Annotated in this window: 17 protein-coding genes; 7 read left to right on the top strand and 10 right to left on the bottom strand. The window is 66.3% G+C overall.

Features of this window, described 5'->3' with window-relative positions; all coding sequences use genetic code 11:
• Positions 1-7: 7 nt before the first annotated feature.
• From BMZ21_RS10535 to BMZ21_RS10505, 7 genes are all read right to left on the bottom strand, one after another.
• The gene (locus BMZ21_RS10535; protein ID WP_091833100.1) at positions 8-976 is read right to left on the bottom strand and encodes an ABC transporter ATP-binding protein; all 969 of its coding nucleotides are present in this window, start codon (positions 974-976) and stop codon (positions 8-10) included.
• Positions 969-1,952 (bottom strand): ABC transporter ATP-binding protein, encoded by a 984-nt coding sequence (locus BMZ21_RS10530; protein WP_091833097.1) that lies wholly within the window; start codon positions 1,950-1,952, stop codon positions 969-971. Before BMZ21_RS10530 ends, BMZ21_RS10535 begins: the two co-directional genes overlap by 8 nt.
• Complete coding sequence (locus BMZ21_RS10525) at positions 1,949-3,412, bottom strand: amidohydrolase family protein (RefSeq protein WP_091834293.1); 1,464 nt, start codon at positions 3,410-3,412, stop codon at positions 1,949-1,951. Before BMZ21_RS10525 ends, BMZ21_RS10530 begins: the two co-directional genes overlap by 4 nt.
• 38 nt (positions 3,413-3,450) lie before the next feature.
• Complete coding sequence (locus BMZ21_RS10520) at positions 3,451-4,650, bottom strand: amidohydrolase family protein (protein WP_091833094.1); 1,200 nt, start codon at positions 4,648-4,650, stop codon at positions 3,451-3,453.
• 31 nt (positions 4,651-4,681) lie between these two features.
• Positions 4,682-5,614 (bottom strand): ABC transporter permease, encoded by a 933-nt coding sequence (locus BMZ21_RS10515; RefSeq protein ID WP_091833091.1) that lies wholly within the window; start codon positions 5,612-5,614, stop codon positions 4,682-4,684.
• Complete coding sequence (locus BMZ21_RS10510; RefSeq protein WP_091833088.1) at positions 5,604-6,596, bottom strand: ABC transporter permease; 993 nt, start codon at positions 6,594-6,596, stop codon at positions 5,604-5,606. Before BMZ21_RS10510 ends, BMZ21_RS10515 begins: the two co-directional genes overlap by 11 nt.
• Before the next feature lie 156 nt (positions 6,597-6,752).
• Positions 6,753-8,321: an ABC transporter substrate-binding protein gene (locus BMZ21_RS10505; protein WP_091833085.1), complete on the bottom strand. Its 1,569-nt coding sequence runs from the start codon at positions 8,319-8,321 to the stop codon at positions 6,753-6,755.
• A 241-nt stretch (positions 8,322-8,562) separates the two neighbouring features.
• On the opposite strand from BMZ21_RS10505, the gene BMZ21_RS10500 reads away from it, so the two are divergent.
• The 3 genes from BMZ21_RS10500 to BMZ21_RS10490 all read left to right on the top strand — a co-directional run bounded on the left by BMZ21_RS10500 (position 8,563) and on the right by BMZ21_RS10490 (position 11,306).
• The gene (locus BMZ21_RS10500) at positions 8,563-9,270 is read left to right on the top strand and encodes a GntR family transcriptional regulator (protein ID WP_091834290.1); all 708 of its coding nucleotides are present in this window, start codon (positions 8,563-8,565) and stop codon (positions 9,268-9,270) included.
• The gene (locus BMZ21_RS10495; protein WP_244543792.1) at positions 9,267-9,971 is read left to right on the top strand and encodes a flavin reductase family protein; all 705 of its coding nucleotides are present in this window, start codon (positions 9,267-9,269) and stop codon (positions 9,969-9,971) included. Before BMZ21_RS10500 ends, BMZ21_RS10495 begins: the two co-directional genes overlap by 4 nt.
• 90 nt (positions 9,972-10,061) lie before the next feature.
• Entirely contained in the window at positions 10,062-11,306 is a 1,245-nt protein-coding gene (locus BMZ21_RS10490; RefSeq protein ID WP_091833082.1) for an aminopeptidase, read from the top strand.
• A 127-nt stretch (positions 11,307-11,433) separates the two neighbouring features.
• On the opposite strand, the gene aptA is transcribed toward BMZ21_RS10490, so the two are convergent.
• Together aptA and BMZ21_RS10480 are read right to left on the bottom strand one after the other, a co-directional pair.
• Positions 11,434-12,774 (bottom strand): omega-aminotransferase AptA, encoded by a 1,341-nt coding sequence (gene aptA, locus BMZ21_RS10485; RefSeq protein ID WP_091833079.1) that lies wholly within the window; start codon positions 12,772-12,774, stop codon positions 11,434-11,436.
• A gap of 77 nt (positions 12,775-12,851) precedes the next feature.
• Complete coding sequence (locus tag BMZ21_RS10480; RefSeq protein WP_091833076.1) at positions 12,852-13,733, bottom strand: GntR family transcriptional regulator; 882 nt, start codon at positions 13,731-13,733, stop codon at positions 12,852-12,854.
• A gap of 84 nt (positions 13,734-13,817) precedes the next feature.
• Here BMZ21_RS10480 and BMZ21_RS10475 point away from each other — a divergent pair, with 84 nt between their 5' ends.
• On the top strand, positions 13,818-14,960 hold the full coding sequence (locus BMZ21_RS10475; protein WP_091833073.1) for a C45 family autoproteolytic acyltransferase/hydrolase: 1,143 nt from the start codon (positions 13,818-13,820) through the stop codon (positions 14,958-14,960).
• A gap of 56 nt (positions 14,961-15,016) precedes the next feature.
• Positions 15,017-16,576 (top strand): ABC transporter substrate-binding protein, encoded by a 1,560-nt coding sequence (locus tag BMZ21_RS10470; RefSeq protein ID WP_091833070.1) that lies wholly within the window; start codon positions 15,017-15,019, stop codon positions 16,574-16,576.
• Here BMZ21_RS10470 and BMZ21_RS10465 read toward each other — a convergent pair.
• Positions 16,573-17,223: a GntR family transcriptional regulator gene (locus BMZ21_RS10465; RefSeq protein WP_091833068.1), complete on the bottom strand. Its 651-nt coding sequence runs from the start codon at positions 17,221-17,223 to the stop codon at positions 16,573-16,575. The two genes, BMZ21_RS10470 and BMZ21_RS10465, sit on opposite strands and share 4 nt — an antisense overlap.
• 152 nt (positions 17,224-17,375) lie before the next feature.
• Here BMZ21_RS10465 and BMZ21_RS10460 point away from each other — a divergent pair, with 152 nt between their 5' ends.
• Both BMZ21_RS10460 and BMZ21_RS10455 read left to right on the top strand, forming a co-directional pair.
• Positions 17,376-18,260, top strand: a complete 885-nt coding sequence (locus BMZ21_RS10460; RefSeq protein ID WP_091833065.1) for an alpha/beta hydrolase family protein — start codon at positions 17,376-17,378, stop codon at positions 18,258-18,260.
• 61 nt (positions 18,261-18,321) lie between these two features.
• Positions 18,322-19,866, top strand: a complete 1,545-nt coding sequence (locus BMZ21_RS10455; protein WP_208862257.1) for an ABC transporter substrate-binding protein — start codon at positions 18,322-18,324, stop codon at positions 19,864-19,866.
• Positions 19,867-19,892 lie beyond the last annotated feature (26 nt).

The raw sequence follows: 19,892 nt of genomic DNA, 5'->3' as shown, positions 1-19,892 counted from the left end.
GAAACGTTCAAGCCAAATGGCAGGCGATCTCCAGCTCGCCCTCGCGCCGCAGCGCCGGCGCCTCGGTGCGACAGCGCTCGACCGCCTGTACGCAGCGCGGATGGAATGCGCAGCCCGGCGGTGGCGCGATCGGGCTCGGCACCTCGCCCGACATCGGCCGCCGCTCTCGGTTCGGCTTCTCGACATCGGGGATCGTGTCGAGGAGGAGCCGCGTATAGGGATGGCGCGGCCGGCCGAACACGTCCTCCGCTGGCCCGCTCTCGACGAAGCGGCCGAGATACATGATGGCGAGATGGTCCGACATATGCCGAACCACCGAGAGATTATGGCTGATGAAGAGATAGGTCAGCCCGAACTCCTTTTGCAGCCGGACCATCAGGTTGAGGATCTGCGCCTGAACTGACACGTCGAGCGCCGAGGTCGGCTCGTCGCAGACCAGGAAGTCCGCCTCGGTCGCCAGCGCGCGGGCGATCGAGATGCGCTGGCGCTGGCCGCCGGAGAATTCATGCGGGAAGCGGCTCGCATCCGCGCGTGACAGGCCGACGATCTCTAGGAGATCGCCGACACGGGTCGCCGTCTCGCTCTCGTCCTTGCGCAGCTTCAATTCGCGGATCGGCTCGGCGATGATGTCGCCGACGCGCCAGCGCGGATTGAGCGAGGCGTAAGGGTCCTGGAAGATCATCTGCACCCGCGGCGGCCCGAAGGAGCCGTCGGCGCGCCTGATGTCCTTGAAATCGAGCAGGCCCTGCGTCGGCCTTTGCAAGCCGACGACCATGCGCGCCAGCGTCGACTTCCCGCAGCCGGACTCTCCGACGATGCTGAAGGTCGTGCCGCGCTGGACGCTGAACGAGACATTCTCGACCGCGCGCAGGATGCGGCGCGGCTCAGCTGAGAACAGCCGCGACAGCGCCGGCGCCGAGACGTCGAAGCGGCAGGAGGCGGCGGTGACCTCGAGGATGGTGTTCGCCTCAGCCATGGGCGATCTCCCGCAGCGGGAAATGGCAGGCGGCGGCGTGATCGGAAACCGGCAGGCTGGGCTTGGTCTGCCGGCAGAGATCGGTGGCAAGGCCGCAGCGCGGATTGAAGGCGCAGCCGGTCGGGATCGCGTTCAAACGCGGCATCGAGCCGTCGATCTGGTTGAGCGCGGCGTTACGGCGGTGAACGCTCGGGATCGAGGCCATCAAGCCGGCGGTGTAGGGATGACGCGGCCGGCGCGTCACCTCCTCGACCGGGCCGATCTCGACGACGCGCCCGGCATACATCACCGCGACCCGATCGGCGGTCTCGGCGATCACGCCCATATCGTGCGTCACCAGCATGATCGCTGTGCCGTGCTCGCGGCAGAGCCGCTTCAGCAGCGTGGTGATCTGCGCCTGAATCGAGACGTCGAGCGCCGTCGTCGGCTCGTCGGCGATGATCAGCGTCGGCTCGGCGCAGAGCGCCAGCGCGATGACGACGCGCTGGCGCATGCCGCCGGAGAACTGGTGCGGGTAATGGTCGATCCGCGTCTCGGCGGCGGGGATGCCGACCTCCTTCAGAAGGTCGAGCGCCCGCTTGCGCGCCTCGGCCTTGCCGACCGGCAGATGCGTCGTGATCGTCTCGACCAGTTGCTCGCCGACGGTCAGCAGCGGATGCAGCGAGGTCAGCGGGTCCTGGAAGATCGCGCCGATCCGGCGGCCGCGCAATTTGCGCATCGTCTCGGCCGGCAGATTGTCGATGCGCTGGCCCGACAGCCTGATCTCGCCGCCGGCCAGGCGCCCGGGCGGATCGAGCAGGCCGATCACCGCCGTGCCGGTCAGCGACTTGCCGGCGCCGGATTCGCCGACCACGCCGAGGATTTCGCCCGGCGCGATCTCGAAGGAGACGCCGTCGAGCGCCGTCAGCGGGCCACGCCGCCCGTCGAAGACGATGCGCAGGTCGCGGACCGAGAGCAGCGCTGGCTGGGCGTTCACGCGGCGTCTCCCTTGCGTTCGATCGGGTAGCTCGACGAGAAGATCTTGTTCATCGGCGGATGACCCAAAGTGCGCTCCGGATAGCGCGCCATCACGCCCTCGAACTGCTTCTGGGCGCGGATATTGTCGGCGGCCTCGTCCTGGCCCGGAATGGCGCGGTCCTCCATGACGAAGCGGCCGTCGATCACCACCGTCGAAAAATCGCGACCATGGCCGGTCAGCATCATCGTCTGGATGGGGTCGATGACCTGGCCGCTATGCGGCCGGTCGAAATCGAAGACGGTGATGTCGGCACGGGAGCCGGGCTGGAGGCGGCCGAGATCGGGCCGCCGCAGCGCATCCGCGCCACCGATCGTGGCAGCGTCGTAGTAATCCTCGGAGCGCACGGCGCCGACATTGCCGGCCATGGTGCGGGAGAGGATCATGCCGACCTGCAGGTTCATAATCATGTCCGGCGGGGCGGTATCGGTCCCCATGGCGATCTTGAGACCCATGGTGCGGTAACGGCCGAAATGGTTGATCGCGTTGCCGTGCCGGCCTGAGACCAGCGGGCAATGCACAATGCTGGCGCCGGAATCGCGGATGATCTCGAGGTCGCGGCCGGGGCGGTCGACCAGGCGGCTGCCGGAGACGACCGTACCATGCGGCAGGAGGCAGCGCTGGTCGAGGAAGCCGAGGCTCGCCAGCCATTCCGGCGGGCTCATGCCGTGCTGGGCGAGAACGAGATCGTACTCGATCTTCGACTGGCAGCAGTGCAGGCGGACGGGGATATCGAGCTCGCGCGCCGCGGCGGCGGTGCGGCGCAGCAGCTCGGCCGTCGAGGTCTCGATGCGGTCGGGCGCGAACATCGCCCGGATCAGGCCACCGGCCGCGCCGTCGTGACGCCGGGCGAAATCGATGGCGGCGTCGAGCTCGGCGAGGCCGCGGGGCTCGTCGTAATGGGTGACGATGCGCCCGTCGGCTTCGACCAGCTGGTTGCCGGTCCGGTAGGCGGGGCCGAGATAGGCGCGCAGGCCGAGATCGGCGGCCGCTTTCGCGGCGTCCTCGAACTCCTGCACCGTCTCACCCCAGGCCCGGTAGAACAGCGAGGCGATCGGCAGCGCCGTGGTGATGCCGTTGCGGATCAGCTGGGAGAAGGCATAGCGCTTCTGAAAGGCGAGTTCCTCACGCGTGTACATCTCGTAGGGGCCGGCCTCGAGATAGCTGCGCGGCCAGACGCGCCCCTTCTTCCAGGCCGGCTGGTTGTCATAGCCGAGAATGGTGGTGTCCAGGTCGGAGAGGGCATCGCAATCGATGAAGCCTGGCCCGATCAGGGCGTAGCCGTAGTCGAGGCGGCGGGCGACGTCGCCCGGAAAGCCATGGCCGACGAAGACGACTTCGCCGTCTTCGAACACGACCTCGCCGTTCTCATAGAGGCGGTGGCGGCCGTCCTTGTGGCCGACCACCCAGCGCGCGGTCATCAGGATACGGCCGTCCGGCCGCTTCTTGGCGCGCGGGGTCACGGCGCGGTCCTGATCGAAACGCCGTCGCGGGCGACGATCTTGCCGCGCTTGATCACGCGGCGTTGCGGCGGACGGGTCGCGACGGCTTCGGCGATCGACTCGGTCGGCAGCAGGATGAGATCGGCGACGCAGCCGACCTCGAGCCCGTAGCCCTCGATCTCCATAACCTTGGCGCCCTCGGTGGTGCAGACGTCGAGCGCCAGCCTGACCTCGTCGTCGCGACGAAAATTGTTGCGCAGGCCGACGAACATCGCCCGCTCCAGCATGTCGGCGTTGCCATAGGGGCTCCAGGTGTCGCGGATGCCGTCGGAGCCGGAGCAGACGCGCACGCCCGCCTGCAGCAGCTTCTTGACCGGGGGAGCCGGGCGGCTCGCCGGCGCGGTCGTCATGATCGCGATGTCGAGCACGGCGAGTTCCTCGATCAGCGGATCGATCAGGGCCGGATCGGGCGTGCCCAGGCAGAAGGCGTGGCTGACCGTTACCTTGCCGGTCATGCCGAGCGCCCGGGTCCGCTCGATGATCAGGTCGAGCGAGAAGGCACCGACTTCGCCGGGCTCGTGCAGATGGATGTCGAGCGGCTTGCCATAGCGCTGGCAGAGCCCGAAGACGGCGTCGAGATGGCCCTTGGGATCGCGGTCGATCGTGCAGGGATCGAGCCCGCCGACGATCTCGCAGCCGGCCTGCATCGCCTGGTCCATCAGTTCGAGCGTGCCCCGCCGGCGCAGCAGGCCAGATTGCGGGAAGGCGACGAGCTCGATGTCGACGATGTCGCGATAGGCGTCACGCGTCTGCATCACGCCCTCGACACCCCACATCCCATGCTCGGTATCGACATCGACATGGCTGCGGATATGGGTCGTGCCCTTGAGCGAGGAGAGGATGCTCTGGCGGGCTGACTGGCGCGCGGGATCGATGTCGAGCCGCTTCTTGTTCATCCGCTCGTTGTCGATCTTGTCGAGCAGCTTCGGGCCAACTTCGTTGGTGTACCAAGGCAGGCCGAGCAGGCTCTTGTCGAGATGGGTGTGAGCCTCGACCAGGCCGGGGATGACGATCTCCCCCTTGCCGTCCTCGATCGCGACGCCGGCGGGCGCGGAAAGGTTGGCGCCGATCTGGGCGATCCTGCCGTTCTCAATCAGGAGATCGACGGCCTTGCCGGCATAGGGATGGACATTGCGGAGCAGCAGGGAGGCGGTCATCGCAGGCGTATCCTCGTTTGGTTTCTTCTCGTCAGCGCAGCTTCGGGTTCAGCGCGTCACGCAGCCAGTCGCCGAGCAGGTTGACCGAGAGCACGATCAGGCCGAGCTGCAGCGAGGGGAAGACGACGAGCCACCAGGAGCCGGAGAACAGATACTGGTTGCCGATGCGGATCAGCGTGCCGAGGGAGGGCTGGGTGATCGGCATGCCGACGCCTAGAAAAGAGAGGGTCGCTTCCGACAGGATGGCGAGGCCGAGATTGAGGGTGGCCGCGACCATCACCGGGGTCAGCGTGTTCGGCAGGATGTGCCGGCGCATGATCCGCCCGGCCGGCACCTTGATGATCCGCGCCGCCAGCACATACTCCTTGCGCCGCTCGACCATTGTCGAGGCGCGCACGGTGCGGGCGTATTGCACCCAACTGGTCAGTGCGATCGAGACGACGAGCACCGCAGCTGCGAAAGGATCACGCAAGCCGGGCGGCAGCAATTCCCGGAAGATCGCCGAGACCAGGATCGCCATCAGCAGCGTCGGGATCGACAGAACGGTATCGCCGAGCCGCATCAGGAGATTATCGATCCGCCCGCCATAGAAGCCGGCGGCAAGGCCGAGCGAGACGCCGATCACCATCGAGACCAGCACGGCCGAGAAGCCGATGATCAGCGAGACCCGCGTGCCGTAAAGGATGGCGGAGAGCACGTCCCGCCCCTGCGGGTCGGTGCCGAGCAGGAAGGGCCATTCGCCATCCGCCGACCAGATCGGCGGGATCTCGGCCTTGTCGATGAAGACCTGGGCCAGGTCGTGCGGGTTCTGCGGCGCGATCAGCGGGCAGAACAGCGCCGTCAGGATCAGGATCGACAGCACCAGCGTCGAGAGCCAGGCGGCCGGCGTGCGCCGGAAGCTCCAGCCGATGTCGCTGTCGAGGAAGCGGCGCAGGCGGCCGGGTTTGGCGGCTTCAGCGGGCATTGGCGCCTCCCGAAAGCGCATCCTCGCGCAGGCGCGGATCGACCCAGGCATAGGTCAGGTCGACCAGCGTGTTGAGCGAGACGAAGATGAAGGAGACGACGATCAGATAGGCCGCCATCACCGGGATATCAACGAAGGTGACGGCCTGGACGAAGAGCATGCCCATGCCCGGCCACTGGAACACCGTCTCGGTGACCAGCGCGAAGGCGATCAGGTTGCCGATCTGCAGGCCGGTCACCGTGATCACCGGCATCAGGCAATTGCGCAGCGCGTGCCGGAAATTCACGACGCGGGCCGGCAGGCCGCGCGCCCTGGCGAAACGGATGAAATCGGTCCGCATCGTCTCCAGCATCTCGGCCCGCACCAGCCGCATCACCAGCGTGATCTGGAAGAGCGAGAGCGTGATGCCGGGCAGGATCAGCGCCTTGCGGCCCGACGCCGTCAGGAAGCCGGTGCTCCACCAGCCGAGCTGGACGACCTCACCGCGACCGAAGGCGGGCAGCCATTGCAGGTTCACCGAGAAGACCAGGATGAAGAGGATGCCGAGCGCGAAGCTCGGCAGGGAGACGCCGAGCACCGAGATGAATTGTAGTGCCTTGGCGAGGACGCTCTCTCGTCGGATCGCCGTGTAGACGCCGAGCGGGATGCCGACCGCCAGCGACAGGAAGGTCGCGACCAGCACCAGCTCGAAGGTCGCCGGGAAGCGCTCGGCGATCAGCGTGAACACCTCCTGCTGGTTGCGGTAGGAGATGCCGAAATCGCCGCGCACGGCATTGCCGACGAAGGTCGCGAACTGCAGCACGAAGCCCTTGTCGAGCCCGAGCCTGGTCCGCAGCTCGTCGCGCTGCTGCTGGCTCGCCTGCTCGTTGAGCATCAGTTCGACGGGATCGCCGACGAAGCGGAAGGTCAGGAAGGCGAGGAACGCCACCGCCAGCATGACGCCGGCGGCATTGACGAAGCGCTTGAACAGGAAGGCGGGCATTGGGGGACTCCGCTGCCGACTTGATGTCTGGTCATCCCGGGCGACCGAAGGGAGACCCGGGATCCATTCCGGAACGGTTCAGGCATGGGTCCCGGCTCTGCTCCGCTACGCGGCTCCGGCCGGGACGACCTCACACCAGAAGCGCTATGCGCGCCTTCACTTCATCATGGTGAGCCACAGCCGCGGCTTGTTGTCCGAGGCCTGAACCGTGGAGGCGACCGTGCTGCGCATCGCCCAGGCCATCGGCTGCTGGTGCAGCGGAATGAAGAGCTGCTCGGCCTTGGCGATCTTCAGCGCCTCCTGCATCAGCGCGATGCGCTTTGGCGTATCGAGCTCGACGCCGGCCTTGTCGACCAGCGCGTCGATGCGCGGATCGCCCCAATTGCCCCAGTTGAACACGCCGCCCGTGCCGCTCTTGGAGCGTAGCACCTGCACCAGGATCGAATAGGCGTCGATCATCGGCTCATTGGCCCAGCCGAACGAGATCACGTCGAACTCGCCCTTCACCCGCTTCGGCGTCTGCTGGCTGCGCGGCGCCAGGCTGAGGTTCGGCTTGAACCCGGCGCGCGACCACATCGCCGCCACCGCCTGGCAGAACTCCTCCTCGTTGACGAGCGAGTCGCTCTGGCAGTTCATCAGGAAGGAGAAACCATTGGGATAGCCGGCCTCGGTGAGCAGCTTCTTGGCGCCGGCGAGGTCGAAGGGCAGGCGCTCATCCTGCGAGGGCTCATAGCCGGGGATCGCCGGGGCGACGAGCGCGCCGGTATTGCGCGAGAGGCCGCGCATCGCACGCTTCTGCACAGCGTCGATGTCGATGGCGCGGTAGAGCGCCTCGCGCACCTTGATGTCCTTGAGGGGGTTCTTGTCCTTGACGTCGCTCTCGACCAGCTTGTCGGTCAGGTTGAAGGCGAAGAAGACCGAGCGCAACTCGTTGGTCTGCAGCACCTTGACCTCGGGCGAGGCCGAGAGGCGCGGCAGGTCCTGCAACGGCGCGACATTGGTATAGTCGATCTCGCCGGAGAGCAGCGCCGCCACGCGCGTCGATGACGAGGTGATCGGCGTGAACTCGATCACGTCGATATTGTGCTGCGGCTTGTCCCACCAATCGGGATTCCTGGCGAAGACCGTCTTGGCGTCGACGCGGCGGCTCTCGATCTTGAACGGGCCGGTGCCGTTGGCGTTGTCGGTCGCATAACCCTTCACGCCCTTGCCGGAATCGGTGGGAAGCAGCGAGTTGTTCGCCTCCATCCACTCCTTGTCGAAGATGAAGATGTTGGTGAGGTCGTTGAGCAGCAGCGGATAGGGGCCGTTGACCTCGAGCTCGACCGTGTAATCGTCGATCTTCTTCGAGCTCTTATAGGCCGGCAGATTGCCCTTGAGCGGCGAGGTGTCGTGGGTGACGCGCGCCAGCGAGGCGATGACGTCGTCGGCCGTGAACGGGTTGCCGTTGTGGAACTTGACGTTCTTCCGCAGCTTGAAGCGCCAGGTCGTCGGCGTCACCGTCTCCCAGGATTCCGCCAGCGCCGGCTCGATCTTGAGATCGCCGGTATAGCGCACCAGCCCCTCGTAGACGTGGTTCAGCACAGCGAGCGTGAAGGTCTCGCCATAGGAATAGGGGTCGAGCGAGGCGATCTCGCGCGACGCGCCCCATTTCAGCGTCTTCGCTTCGACCGCACCATTCAGCGCAAAGGCGGCGACGGCCGCCAGCAGCCAGGCCTTCTTCATCGAACTCTCCCCTGTTTCTTTGCTCGCCGCCGGCCCGCGCTGCGTACCGGGGAATGCCGTTTCGTTGCCGCCTCTGTGACCATCGTGGCGTTTTCCGCGCCATCTCGTGTGCGATAATTCATCAACTTGCATACGATACAATAACAGTATTGTATGCGATTATTGAAGACAAGCGGAAACTCGATTCATGCCGCGCCCTGCCCGCCCGCTCGCTGCGAGCAAGTCGAACTCCAACGTCAGGATGCCCGAGAAGGGCGCGCCGGTGCCGCGCGCGCAGGCGGTCTACAAGGCGCTGCGGCGTGCCATCATCGAGCAGGCGCTGAAGCCAGGCGTGAAGCTGCCGGAGGATGCGATCGGCGAACAGCTCGGCGTCAGCCGCACGCTGGTGCGCGAGGCCTTCGGACGGCTGGCCGTCGAGGGCCTGGTCGAGCTCAAGCCCAATCGCGGCGCCAATGTCGCCTATCCGACACTGGAGGAGGCGCGCGACGTCTTCGAGGTCCGCCGCGGGCTGGAGCGGCTCGTCGCCGAGAACCTCGCCGGCCGATTGACGCCGGCGCAATCGGCCGAGCTCGAGGCGCATGTGCGGCTGGAAGAAAAGGCGCATGAGCAGGACGGGCCGGAATCGATCCGGCTGTCCGGCGAATTCCACATCAAGCTCGCCGAGATGACCGGCAACGCGCTGCTGCTGCGCTATGTCCAGGAGGCCTCGTCGCGCTGCTCGCTGATCCTCGCCATCTACGGCCGCCCGCACTCCTCCGAATGCGCCGTCTCCGAGCATCGCCAGCTGATCGAAGCGCTGCGCGCTGGCGACGCCGCCCGCGCCGCCGCGCTGATGGACCACCACCTGCAATCGGTCGTCACCCGCGCCTTGCTGGCGCCGCGCGGCGAACGCGACATCCGCGACGTGCTCGCACCCTATGCCTTGAGTGAAGGATTGACCCCATCGTGACCCAGACTCTGACGCAGGACCGGTCGGCCGCCGCCGAGATCGTCACCTTCGACTTTGCCGCGCTGACCCCGCGCGAACGCTACAAGCTGCTGATCGGCGCCGTGGTGCCGCGCCCGATCGCACTGGTGACCACGATCGATGCGCAAGGCGTCGTCAACGCCGCCCCCTTCTCCTTCTTCAACTGTCTCTCGGCCGATCCGGCGATCCTGGCGCTCGGCGTCGAATACCGCCAGACCGGCGGACAGAAGGACACCGGCCGAAATGTCCGCGAGACACTGGCGTTCACCGTCAACATCGTCTCCGACGCGCTGCTCGACGGCATGAATGCCTGCGCCGTGCCGTTCGAGCCGGGCACGGACGAGCTCGCCGAGGCCGGCCTCACCGCAATGCCCGGCGTCAAGGTGCCCTGCCCCTGGATCGGCCAGGCGCCGGCCGCCTTCGAATGCCGCCACCACACCACGCTCGGCATCGGCAATTCGCGCGAGATCATCCTGGGTGAGGTCGTCTACGCGCATTTCCGCGCCGACACCGTCGACCAAGTGAAGCACTACGTCGATCCGGTCGCGCTCGATGCGATCGGCCGCATGGGCGGCCATGGCTATGCCACGACGCGCGACTATTTCGACCTGCCGACCATGTCGGTGGCCGATTGGCGCGGCGATCGTTCCAAGGCGAGGCGCACACGGCCCGACCGGCGCTGAACGAATGCGTCCTCTGCTCAGGAACGGTTGACCCCGACAGGATTTCCGCCAGCAATGCGGCCTCTTAAAATCAGTTCGACGAGGCCCCCCATGAACAAGCACGTCTCCGGCATCGATGCCAACAAGCTCGACAAGCTGGCGCAGGTCGCGATCAAGGTCGGCCTCAACCTGCAGCCGGGGCAGGACCTGTTCCTGACCGCCCCGGTCGCAGCGCTGCCGCTGGTCCGGCGCATCGCCGAGCACGCCTACAAGGCCGGCGCCGGCCTGGTCACGCCGATCCTCTCCGACGAGGCGCTGACGCTGGCGCGCTATCGTTTCGGGCAGGACGCCAGCTTCGACCGCGCCCCGTCCTGGCTCTATGAGGGCGTCGGCAAGGCCTTCGCCGCCAACACGGCCCGCCTCGCCATCGTCGGCGACAATCCGATGCTGCTCGCCGAGCAGGACCCGGCCAAGGTCGCCCGCGCCAACAAAGCGAACTCGATCGCCTACCAGCCGGCGCTGGAGAAGATCGCCAATTTCGACATCAACTGGAACATCGTCTCCTATCCCGGCACGGCCTGGGCCCAGCAGGTTTTCCCGGGCGATGCCGAAGAGGTCGCGGTCGCCCGTCTCGCCGAGGCGATCTTCGCGGCCTCGCGCGTCGATCGTGACGACCCGATCGCGGCCTGGGCGGAGCATAACGCAGCGCTGGCGCAGCGCACCAAATGGCTGAACGGCCAGCGCTTCTCGGCGCTGCATTTCACCGGGCCGGGCACGAACCTCACCATCGGCCTCGCAGATGGCCATGAATGGGAGGGCGGCGCCTCGACCGCCAAGAACGGCATTACCTGCAACGCCAACATCCCGACCGAAGAGGTCTTCACCACCCCGCATGCCCGCCGCGTCGAGGGCCATGTCTCCTCGACCAAGCCGCTTTCCTATCAGGGCACGCTGATCGACAACATCCAGGTGCGCTTCGAGGAAGGCCGGATCGTCGAAGCCAAGGCGAGCCGCGGCGAAGAGGTGCTTAACAAGGTGCTCGACACCGACGAGGGCGCGCGCCGGCTCGGCGAGGTCGCGCTGGTGCCGCACTCATCGCCGATCTCGCAGAGCGGTATCCTGTTCTACAATACGCTCTTCGACGAGAACGCCTCCTGCCACATCGCGCTCGGCCAGTGCTATTCGAAGTGCTTCATCGACGGCACCACGCTGACGCCGGAGCAGATCGCGGCGAAGGGCGGCAACAAGAGCCTGATCCATATCGACTGGATGATCGGCTCGGGCGAGGTTGATATTGACGGCATCAAGCCCGACGGCAGCCGCGTCGCGGTCTTCCGCAAGGGCGAGTGGGCCTGAGAAGCACCGCTCCCGTCATTGCGAGCGCAGCGAAGCAATCCAGGGAGACGTAGAGCGCTGCCGCTTCTGGATTGCTTCGCCGCTACGCTTCTCGCAATGACGGGAGCGCAGCCTCGCAGCACACCCCTTAACCGATCCGCCCCAGCGCCCGCTCGATCGCGGCGAAGATCTCCTCGATCTCGGCGCGCGCGATGACCAATGGCGGCGACAGCACCAGCGTGTCGCCGGCATTGCGGACCAGCACGCCGGCGTCGAGGCAGAGCGCATTCGCCTCCCCGCCTCTGGCGCCATCGGCACCGGGACGCGGCGCAAGATCGATCGCGCAGAGCAGGCCCGCGGTGCGGATGTCGACGACGTGGGCCGCGCCCTTCAGCCGGTGCGCCCGCTCCTCCCAGAGCGGCAGCACCTTGGCGAGGCTACCCAGGATGTCCTGCTCGGCAAAGACGTCGAGCGTCGCGAGGCCGGCTGCACAGGCGAGCGGATGGGCCGAATAGGTATAACCGTGTAAGAGCTCGATCGCCTCGGGCGGGCCGGCCATGAAGGCCTCGTAGACGTGGCCGGCGACGAGGACGCCGCCCATCGGCACCGCGCCATTGGTCATGCCCTTGGCGCAGCTCATCAGGTCGGGCCTGACGCCATAGGCCTGCGCCGCGAACGGACTGCCCAGCCGGCCGAAGCCGGTGATGACCTCGTCGAAGATCAGCAGGATGCCGTGCCGGTCGCAGATCGCGCGCAGGCATTCGAGATAACCCTTTGGCGGCGGATAGACCCCGCCCGAGCCGGTCACCGGCTCGACGATGACGGCCGCGACGGTCGCGGGATCATGGATCTGCAGCAGGGTCTCCAGCGCCTCGGCCGCGGCGAGCCCGCCCTCCGGCCGGCCGCGCGAGAAGGCCATGGTCGCGCGGTCATAGGGCAAGGGCAGGTGAGCCACATCGGGCAGGAGCGGCCCGAAGGCGGCCTTGTGCCGGCCGATGCCTGAGACCGAGAGCCCGCCCCAGCCCATGCCGTGATAGCCCTTGGCACGCCCGATCAGCTTGGTCCGCCCGGCCTGGCCGCGAGCCTGATGGTAGGCGCGCGCGATCTTCAGGGCGGTATCGACCGCTTCCGAGCCGGAATTGACGAAGAAGACGTGGTCGATGCCCTCCGGCGCGAAGTCGCAAAGCCTGGCAGCATAGGCCTGCGCGTCGGGATGGCTCATCTTGAACGACGAGACGAAATCGAGCCGGCCGGCGGCCGCGCGGATCGCCTCCGTGATCTTCGCCTGGCCATGACCGGCGTTGACGCACCAGAGCCCGGCCATGCCGTCGAGCACGCGCCGCCCGTCCGGGGTGATGTAGTGCATGCCTTCCGCCCGCTCGAACAGCAGCGGCGCCTGCCGGAAAGCGCGCATCGGCGTGAACGGCATCCAGAATGCATCGGGAACGTTGTCGCGGCGGCTTTCGGCGGCAAAGGCATGCGCGGTCATCGGCGGGTCCTCGGTAGGGATCGCCGCATGATGTCTTTCTTATATCAAAAAGACAATAGTGAGAATTTCAAGCCGCCTCAGTCCAGCCCGTCCGGCCTGCGCAGCTGCATGGCGCGCTGGAGATGGCTGCGCATCAGGGCGCTGGCGAGCTGGAGATCGCCGGCCTCGATCGTCGCGAGCATCTGCAGATGCTCGCGACTGTTCACCACGACGCGCTCATAGCCATAGGTCCAATCGTAATTGGAGAGCCGGCGCATCTGGTTCTGGCGGCGGATGGCGGAGTGGATGAAGCGGTTGCCGGAGGCGGCCGCCAGCCCCTCATGGAAATCGGCGTTCATCTCGTAGAAGCCGATCGCCGAGCTTTCCTTCCAGGGCTGCGACAGGGTCAGTTCGTGCCGGGCCCGCATCTCGTCGATCCAGCCTTGGTCGAGCGCAAAGCCTGGCTCCAGAAAGACCATCGGCTCGATCAGCAGGCGAAAGCGATAGCGCTCGTCATGCGCCGACTGGTCCCGCGCCTCGTGCAGGAAACGCCAGCCATAGCCGCGCTTGCGCTCGACCATGTCGAGATCGGCGAGCCGCGCCATCAGGCGCTGCACCTCGGGCCGACCCAGCTCGTAGCGCCGCATCAGTTCGAGCTCGGAAATCTCATCGGGCAAGTGCCCGCCATGGCGATCCTGCGCCACCTTGACCATGACGAGCTCGGTCGCATCGGCGCTGGCGCCTTGATCGGCAGGCGCCTCCGGCGCGCTGAGCAGCTCGACGCCCCTGTTCGGATGCCGGCGCACCAGCCCTTGACGGGCGAGATGGTCGATCGCGGCGCGCACCGGCGTGCGCGAGACGTTGAGGCGGCGCGCCGCGCTGTTCTCGTTGAGCCAGGCGCCAGCCTGAAGTCCATCCTCCCGCACCATTTGCATGATGCGTTCGGCGATCTCCTGCTGCAATCGTGTCGGTGCTGCCATGAGAAGACTCTTGATTGTCTTAGTTTGAAATGAAATACATTATAGCCAGACACAGCACCAGCGCGAACCCGCGGAGATCCGGCAATGGTCGAACCCTTTCCCTTCGTCGATGTCGCCGGCACACCCTATGAGCGCGGCCGCCAGCATGGTGCGGCGGTGCCGAAGCGCGTCAAGCGCTCGATCGAACTCTATGGCGGACAGCTTGGCGAGCTCGGCTATGACGCCGCCGCCAAATCGCGCCTGATCGGCGAATTCGCCCGTGAGATCGAGGCCTTCGGCAAGCACTATGTCGAGGAGATGCGCGGCATCGCCGACGGCGCCGGCGTCGCGCTCGAAGACATCATCATGATCAACGCCCGCACCGAGGTCATCGCCAAGGCGAAGCTGGAGAAGAACAGGCCGGTCGGAGCGGAGGAAGAGCTCGACGATGGCTGCACCGGCGCGATCATCCTGCCCGAGCGCAGTGCCTCGGGCGAACTGATCCACGGCCAGAACTGGGACTGGAAGGCCGAATGCGCGGAGACGGCGATCGTGCTGCGCGTGCGCCGCAATGACGGCCCCGATTTCCTGACCTTCGTCGAGGCCGGCGGCCTCGCCCGCTGCGGCATGAACGCCGCCGGCATCTCGATCACCGCCAACTATCTCGAAAGCGAGCGCGACTTCACGCAAACCGGCGTGCCGCTCGCGCTGATCCGTCGCAAGGTGCTGGAGCAGGAGCATCTCGCCTACGCGATCAAGGCGGTCGCGACGACGCCGAAAGCCTGTTCGAACAACATGATGCTCTCGACGGTCGCCGGCTTCGGCATCGACTTCGAATGCGCGCCCGACGCCGCCTTCCCGCTCTATCCCGAGGACGGCCTGATCGTGCACGCCAATCACTGGGTCGGCCAGGTCGCGCTGACCAAGCTCACCGACACCGGCATCCCGCGCGTGCCCGAGAGCTTCTATCGCGACTGGCGCGTCAGGAAGCTGCTCAACGAGGCCGGTCGCAAGCTCACGGTCGACGATCTCAAGGAAGCCTTCTTCGACGATTTCCTGACGCCGCATTCGGTCTGCCGGCCGCCGCGCCTCAACGACACCGGCAATCTCTCCGCCACCGTTTCGATGGTGATCATGCAGCCGGCCAAGGGCACCATGGAGGTCGCACCGCTCCCGGCCCTCAACCGCATATTCACCCGCTACAGCCTGACCGATGAGCCGGTGACGCTGGCGCAGGCCGCCGAATAGGGCCGCCAAGCCAGACAGCATCCAAGCCAAAACCAGAAGACAAGGGGAACCCGCCGATGCACAACCGACGCCGCCTTTCCCTCGCCCTTGCCGGATTGGGCCTTGCAACCGCTGCCGCCCTGCCGGCTGCGGCCGCGACGTTGCGGGTCCACCTCAATGCCGACATCCGCGGCATCAATCCGGGGATCAACCGCGACGACAACACTGACGCCGTGATGCTGCATGTCGTCGAGGGGCTCGTCGCCTATGGCGAGGATTCGGAGGTGAAGCCGCTGCTCGCCGAAAAGGTCGAGGTTTCGCCGGGCGGGCTCAGCTACACCTTCACCCTGCGCAAGGGCCTCAAATTCCACAACGGGGCCGACGTGACCTCGGCCGACATGGTCTGGAGCTGGAACCACTATATGAACGCCAAAGCCGACTGGCGTTGCCTGTCGGAATTCGATGGGCGCGGCCGCGTCAAGGTCGAGACGGTGACAGCCCCCGATCCGGCGACCATCGTCTTCAAGCTGGACAAGCCGAGCTCGCTCTTTCTCGCCAATCTCGCCCGCACCGACTGCGCGATGACGGCGATCCTGCACAAGGATTCGCTGAAAGCCGACGGGTCCTTCGACAAGCCGATCGGCACCGGCCCCTACAAGTTCGCCGAATGGAAGCGCGGCGAGTTCGTCCGCCTGACCCGCAACGAAGCCTATGCCAGCCTGCCGGGCGCGCCCGACGGCTATACCGGCGGCAAGCGCCCGCTCGTCGACGAAATCCGCTTCATGGTCATCCCGGACGGCGCCACCGCCAAGGCGGCCCTACTGCGCGGCGATGTCGATGTGATCCCGGACGTCGCCAATGCCGAGGTCAAGGAGCTCAAGAAGGACCAGCGCATCGGACTTTCGATCACGCCGAACATGGGCCTGGTCGGCATCCTCCTGCAGACCCGCGACCCGCTGCTCGGCAACGTCAAATTGCGCCAGGCGATCGCGGCGGCAATCGACACCGAGGAACTCGTGGGGCAGGTCACGGACGGGCTCGGCAAGCGCAACAACTCGATCGTGCCGTCGATGTCGTCCTATTACGGCCCGATCCAGGCCAAGGGCTATGCATACGACCTCGCCGCGGCCAGGAAGCTGCTGCAGGAAGCCGGCTACAAGGGCGAGCCGCTGGTGATGATCGCCAACAAGCGCTACCCGCAGAGTTTCGACGCTGCCGTCGTTTCGCAGCAGATGCTGCAGGCTGCCGGCATCAACGTCCAGATCGAGGTGCTCGAATGGGCGACGCAGCTCGACCGCTATACCAAGGGCAACTACCAGCTCCAGGCCTTCCCCTATTCGGCCAGGCTCGACCCCGCTCTCAGCTTCGAATCGATGACCGGCCCGAAGGCGACGCAGCCGCGCAAGGTCTGGGACACCCCGGAATCGCAGGCGCTGCTCGACAGGTCGATGGTCGTCTCCGACAAGGCCGAGCGCCAGAAGCTGTTCGACGAACTGCACCAGCGCTTCATCGCCGAGGTGCCGATGGTGATGCTCTATAACGGCATCGACGCCGGCGCCTATGGCAAGCGGGTCAAGGGCTACAAATCCTCGATCCTGTCGAAACCGCGACTCTGGGAAGTCACGGTCGCGGACTAGGCCGCACCACCGGCCTCGATAAGGTCCTTGAGGATGTGCTGGCTGATCAGCTCGGCCAGACGCTCTCCATCCCCGGCGCGGATCGCCGCGACCATGGCGTGGTGGTCCGCATCGCTTGCGAGCAGGGCCTGATGCGAGGCCCAGACCGTGACCGCCGAACCGCGCGAGCGGTCGCGCAGGCTCCAGATCGTCTCCGCCAGCACCGGGTTGCCGCAATGGGCATAGATCAGGCTATGGAAGGCGCGGTTGATCTCGCTCTGCTCGACGCGCGTACCGCTCTGCACGGCACGGCTGAACTCGTGGGCGAGTGCATCGAGCCGGGCGACGGCCTCTTCGTCCATCCTGCCGATCACCAGGCGGGAGGCCGCACTCTCCAGGATGATGCGGGTATCGCGGATCGCGCGGTAGGTGGCGAGATCGATCTCGACAACGCGGTAGCCGCGATTGGGTACGTGCTCGATCGTCTTGCGTATGGCGAGCTCGTCGAGCGCCGTGCGGACATCGAAGCGCGTCGCCTGGAAGGCTTCTTCCAGATCGATCTGGCGCAGCCATTCGCCCGGACGATAGGCGCGGATATGGATCGCCTTGGCGATCTCGTTGGCGAGTTCGCCCTTGGCGCGCTGGCGGATTTTCGGACGGCTGGCCATGACGGGTCTCTAGAGCATTGCAATGACGCTTGCGAGCCGGCTCGCACGTCTCGCACACAGGCCGCTCGGCATCGGTCGAATCCGGCTTGCGGCTCCATCCGTATCATGCAACAAAATTGGCGCCAATCTTATAGCCAATCAGGACCCGCCGTATGACCGCTCCCGCTGCAAAGCCCGCCAAGCAGGACGACGCGGCGGCGATCGCCCGCGCGCTCTACGACCTCGGCCCGACCCCGGTGATCGCCTGCAAGGCCGATCCCCGCTTCAGCTATTGCCTCTACGTGCCAAAGAGCCTCGGCAAGGGCGGCCAGCCTCCCGAGCTCGTCGTCACCATGCACGGCACCGGGCGCGGCTTCACCGGCTATCGCGACGCCTTCGAGTCCTTCGGCCGCTGGAACAACTGCGTCATCCTCGCCCCGCTCTTCCCGATCGGCGTGATGGGCGACGGCAACCGCAACGGCTTCAAATACATGCGCGAAGGCGACGTCCGCTACGACCACATCCTGCTCGCTATGGTCGAGGAGGTCGCCGAGCATTACGGCCTGCGCTTCGACCGCTTCGCCCTGTTCGGCTATTCCGGCGGCGGCCACTTTGCGCACCGCTTCCTGATGCTTCAGCCGCACAAGCTCTGGGCCGCCTCGATCGGTGCGCCAGGCTCGGTGACGCTGCTCGACCCGACGCGCGACTGGTGGGTCGGCACCCGCAGCATGGCCGAGCTCTTCGGCAGCGCGCCCGACATCGAGGCGATGCGGAAGGTCGCGGTCCAGATGATCGTCGGTGCCGCCGATCTCGAGACCTGGGAGATCACCCACAAGCCCGGCGACCGCAGCTGGATGCCGGACGCCAACCGCGCCGGCACGAACCGCCCGGAACGGCTCGACAGCCTGCGTCGCAATTTCGAGGAGCACGGCATCGATGTGCGCTTCGATCTCGTGCCGAACATGCCGCATGACGGGTTGAAGGCCGTCTCGCGGGTCGAGGACTTCTTCGCCGAGGAGCTTGCCAAGCGCCGATCCGGCGCGGCCAGGGCCGCCTGACACCAGCGATCGCACGCACAACGACAAGACCAAGACAACAAGACAAAAAGGGGAATTGCCGATGAACCGCCTGTTCGCCTCCGCCTTCGCTTTGCTGGCGCTCGCCAGCCCCGCCGCGGCGCAGTCCATCACGGTTGCGGTCGCCGCCGACATCCGCAGCAACAATCCCGGCGTCAACCGCGACGACAACACCGACGATTTCGCGCTGCAATTGGTCGAGGGCCTCGTCGGCTACAATGAGGGCGGCGTCGCGACGCCATTGCTCGCCGAGAAGGTCGACGTCTCCGCAGACGGCAAGACCTACACCTTCACGCTGCGCCAGGGCGTCAAGTTCCATAACGGCGCCGAGCTGACCTCGGCCGACGTGCTGTGGAGCTGGAACCGCTACATGGACGCCAAGACCGACTGGCGCTGCACCTCGGAATTCGACGGCCGCTCCGGCCTCAAGGTCGAGTCGGTGACGGCGCCCGATGCCCGCACCGTCATCATGCAGATCGACAAGCCGAACGCGCTCTTCCTCGACACGCTCGCCCGCACCGACTGCGCGATGACCGCGATCCTGCACAAGGATTCGGTCAAGGCCGACGGGTCCTGGGACAAGCCGATCGGCACCGGCCCCTACAAGTTCGGCGAATGGAAGCGCGGCGAGTACTTCACCATGACCGCCTTCGACGGCTACAAATCACCGAAGGACGGCGGCAAGGCCGACGGCTATGTCGGCTCCAAGCGGCCGCTGCTCAAGGAGGTCAAGTTCCTGATCGTCAAGGATCCGGCCACGGTGAAGGCCGGCCTGATCTCCGGCGCGCTCGACATGGCCGAGATCCTGCCGAGCGATGCGGCCGAGCTGAAGAAGAACCCGAAGCTCTCGGTCGCGGCCGAGCCCAATGCCGTCAGGCACGTCTTCCTGATCCAGACGAAGGATGCCGTGATGGGCAGCCAGAAGCTGCGCCAGGCGATCGCCGCCTCGCTCGACATGGATGAGATCGTCGCCTCCTTCTACAACGACCTTGGCAAGCCCAACACCTCGCCGATCTATTCCGGCTCGAGCTATTTCGGCGACGTCGAGAAGAAGGGCCATGTCTACGACGCGGCCCGCGCCAAGACCCTGCTCAAGGAGGCCGGCTACAAGGGCGAGAAGATCGTCATCCTCGCCAACAAGCGCCCGGTCGTGCCGAGCTTCCCGGCCGCTGTGGTGGCGCAGCAGATGCTGCAATCCGTCGGCGTCAACGCCGAGATCGAAGTGCTCGACTGGGCGACCCAGCTCGACCGCTTCAACAAGGGCAACTACCAGATGCAGTCCTTCTCCTTCTCGGCCCGCTTCGATCCCGCCATCGCCTTCGAGCAGTTCTCGGGGCCGAAGGACAAGCAGCCGCGCAAGACCTGGGACAATCCGGAGGCGCAGAAGCTGATCGACAAGCTCTACGTCACCTCCGACCGGGGCGAACGGCAGAAGCTCGTCGACGAGCTGCACAGGCGCGTCATCGACGAAGTCCCGATGATCTTCGCCTTCAACGGCCTCGACATCATCGCCCATGCCAAGCGCGTCCAGGGCTTCAAGCCGTGGCAGTCGAAGCTGCGCATGTGGGAAGTGACGCTGGCGAACTGACGCCACCTGCCACCGCGCATCCGGGA

Source organism: Allobosea lupini (genome assembly GCF_900109525.1).
Classification (GTDB): Bacteria; Pseudomonadota; Alphaproteobacteria; order Rhizobiales; family Beijerinckiaceae; genus Allobosea; species Allobosea lupini.
Note: the sequence above shows the minus strand (reverse complement) of the source record. Positions and strands in the feature narration are given on the sequence as shown.